This window comes from Acerihabitans sp. TG2 (genome assembly GCF_035013185.1).
In the GTDB taxonomy this organism is placed as follows: Bacteria; Pseudomonadota; Gammaproteobacteria; order Enterobacterales; family Enterobacteriaceae; genus Acerihabitans.
Map to the genome: position 1 here is coordinate 1 of NZ_JAYGJO010000071.1, position 2872 is coordinate 2872.

Below are 2872 nucleotides of genomic sequence, written 5' to 3' on the forward strand. Positions count from 1 at the left end.
TCCGAAGTCTAAAAACAGAATGGGTGCCGGCGACGGACTACGAAAGCTTCAAGGAAGCGTGGTCCGCCATAATCCGCTACATCACGGATTACTACAGCGAGCTCAGGCCTCATTGGTATAACGGCGGCTTAACGCCAAACGAATCTGAGCGGCTGTTCGATGAACAGTCAGGTTGTGTGACCAATTTTTGTTGACCACTTCAATTAACACCGTTAATCAAACAGTTAACGGAATCTGCGCTGGCTGCTGAGCTGGATTCTCATCTCGCTCAGGATATTGCCGCTAACCGTAAAAACGGTTCGACCAAAAAGACAGTTAAATCGCCAACCGGTGCCTTTGAACTCGCCACTCCCCGCGAGCGTAACGGCTTCGGCATGAGCTACAAAGATATCAGCCAGGAAATCGAAGATTTATACGCTTTTAGCGTATCCAGCGCCACGATTAGTGCTGTCACCGATAAAGTCATTCCTGAGTTAAAACAATGGCAACAGCGCCCACTGGAGGCGGTATACCCCCTTCGTCTGGCTGGATGCGATCCACTATAAAATCCGCGAAGACGGGCGTTATCAAAGCAAAGCGGTTTACACGGTTCTCGCGCTGAATCTGGAAGGCAAGAAAGAGATCCTGGGCCTGTATCTGTCTAAAAATGAAGGCGCTAATTTCTGGCTGTCGGTGCTGACCGATCTGCAAAACCGTGGCGTGGACGATATTCTGATTGCCTGTGTGGATGGCCTGACCGGGTTCCCTGAAGCGATAAACAGCATTTACCCGGATACCGAAGTCCAGCTCTGCGTTATCCATCAGATCCGTAACTCGATAAAATACGTCGCATCAAAACATCATAAGGCGTTTATGGCTGACCTGAAGCCGGTGTATCGGGCGGTATCAAAGGAGGCGGCAGAAACGGCGCTGGATGAGCTGGAGGCGAAATGGGGTCAGCAGTACCCGATGGTGCTCCAGTCGTGGCGAAGGAAATGGGATAATCTGTCGCATTACTTCCGGTATCCGGCGACGATCCGCAAGGTGATTTACACGACGAACGCAATTGAATCGGTGCACCGTCAGTTCAGAAAGCTGACGAAAACCAAAGGCGCATTCCCTAATGAAAACAGTCTGTTGAAGTTGCTTTATTTGGGATTAATGAATGCACAGGAAAAATGGACAATGCCGATACAGAGCTGGAATTTGACATTGTCCCAGTTGGCGATTTATTTTGAGGGTCGCCTCGATAAAGTGATTACGTTGTAGTGATTTTTTAACGTGACACAGAATTATGAACGCTCCCCACGAACTTTTGATTCTCACTACTCCAGACTGCGATTCATTGAGGTTAGGTGAATCACAATAAAATGAAGGTAATATGCTAATAAAAGCGCACATTTAATCAAGGAAAGCAGACCTTTATTCTATCTTTTATCCTGGAACCTCAGATCCTGAAAATGGGGGACGCAGCCCCCTTTAACATTAGCGTTTTTTAATCACCGCAAAATAACTTAGCCACTGCTTGCCGGGGACGTTTTCCGCTGCGCCAATGACGGTTTCGGCCTCAAACTCATGCAATGACTCAACGATAAAGCGTTCACGAAAGGTCTCAAAAATCTCATCAGCGTTAACACCTGCATCGATCCCGGTTTCTTTTTTACAGGCCAGAACATAAAGTCGGCCATTATCGCTGAGTAATTTACTCACGATATCCAGGTAAGCAGCTTTTCTCACCTCATCGCCTGAAAAGATATGAAACAGTCCACTGTCAATAATGGTCCGAAACTTCCGATCCCAACTGCCAATAGTGAAAAAGTCTTTAACCATAAAGTCGATGTTAAGACCCGCGGCCTTCGCCTTCGCGGTAGCACGCTCGACAGCCTCTTCGACAAAATCAATCCCGGTAACCTGCTCACCACGCTTAGCAAAATAAGCGGCAAGCGTACCTGTGCCACAGCCAATATCTAATATTGGCCCACGTATATCAGAGGCGCTTTCGATGAAAGGTTTTTGCGGGCGACCGATATCCCACACTGGCTTAGCATTATCGACATAATGCTCTCTGAACCCTGCTTGATGTGCTTTACTGTCGATGATGGTCATGATTATTTCCCTTCCTTGTAGTCACTGATATATGCGTTAGCACCTTGTGTTCGTGCAGCGCGTTCATCCGGATTTATTTCCGCCTGGATTTCATGATCCATACGCTGGTTATACATCTGAATAGCGCCATCTAACGCCCTACGGATAACTGCCCCCAAAGGCACATCGATCCCTAAGTCGCCCTCTAATTTTTCCTTCCAGTCTGTGAAAACCTTCAGTTGCTCATCAGTTAATCTTACGGTTACTACATTATTTTTTCTGCTCATGTTTTCCTCAGCGTCAATTCCAAATCAATGTATACAACGTATACGTTGATTACAAAAAAGGCAACCTGTGATTTTCTTAAGAATGATCTACTGCCCAAAGTTCGAGGCATTAAACATGATTAACGGAGGTGAGATCAGGCAGATATGACATCAAAAGCAGGCATCAGCAGGTCACAAAATTAGAGGATATTTCGACGTCTGCCCATAGCTGCCGGTGGTCTTTCTAGGGCTGCAGAGCGATTTTACTAAAGCTGAGAATATATCAATGGGTTGGAAAAGGTGTGCTCGACTCTTTTTCAGAAGCGGACAGAGTAAATCAAAAGTTATCAGCCATAGGATTAAGTCTATGATGAAAAAATAGTTTAGGATTTATGTTAAAAGGTAGTGAATGACTGACCATAAAATACACAGAGTGAATGCAATCTGTAGCACCTTAAATGGATATCTTATATAGCGCGAGCCTGTAAATTAAATTGTGTAATTGCCTGTTTTTGATATTGTTATCCGAACAACGGAGACAG

Annotated in this window: 3 protein-coding genes and 1 pseudogene; 2 read left to right on the top strand and 2 right to left on the bottom strand. The window is 45.7% G+C overall.

The annotated features are described in order from the left end of the window. Both SJI19_RS24440 and SJI19_RS24445 read left to right on the top strand, forming a co-directional pair. Nucleotides 1–194, top strand: a 194-nt coding sequence (locus SJI19_RS24440; RefSeq protein ID WP_323480833.1) for an IS3 family transposase, incomplete at its 5' end; no start/stop codon positions are given. A gap of 9 nt (nt 195–203) precedes the next feature. After that, a pseudogene (locus SJI19_RS24445) lies at nt 204–1248 on the top strand (IS256 family transposase); the annotation flags it as partial. Between the two features lie 216 nt (nt 1249–1464). Here the strand turns inward: SJI19_RS24445 and SJI19_RS24450 are convergent. Together SJI19_RS24450 and SJI19_RS24455 are read right to left on the bottom strand one after the other, a co-directional pair. Beyond that, a complete protein-coding gene (locus SJI19_RS24450; protein ID WP_323480834.1) occupies nt 1465–2085 on the bottom strand; it encodes a class I SAM-dependent methyltransferase in 621 nt (206 codons plus the stop codon). Nucleotides 2086–2087: 2 nt separating this feature from the next. Further along, the gene (locus SJI19_RS24455) at nt 2088–2351 is read right to left on the bottom strand and encodes a hypothetical protein (protein ID WP_323480835.1); all 264 of its coding nucleotides are present in this window, start codon (nt 2349–2351) and stop codon (nt 2088–2090) included. Nucleotides 2352–2872: the final 521 nt, after the last annotated feature.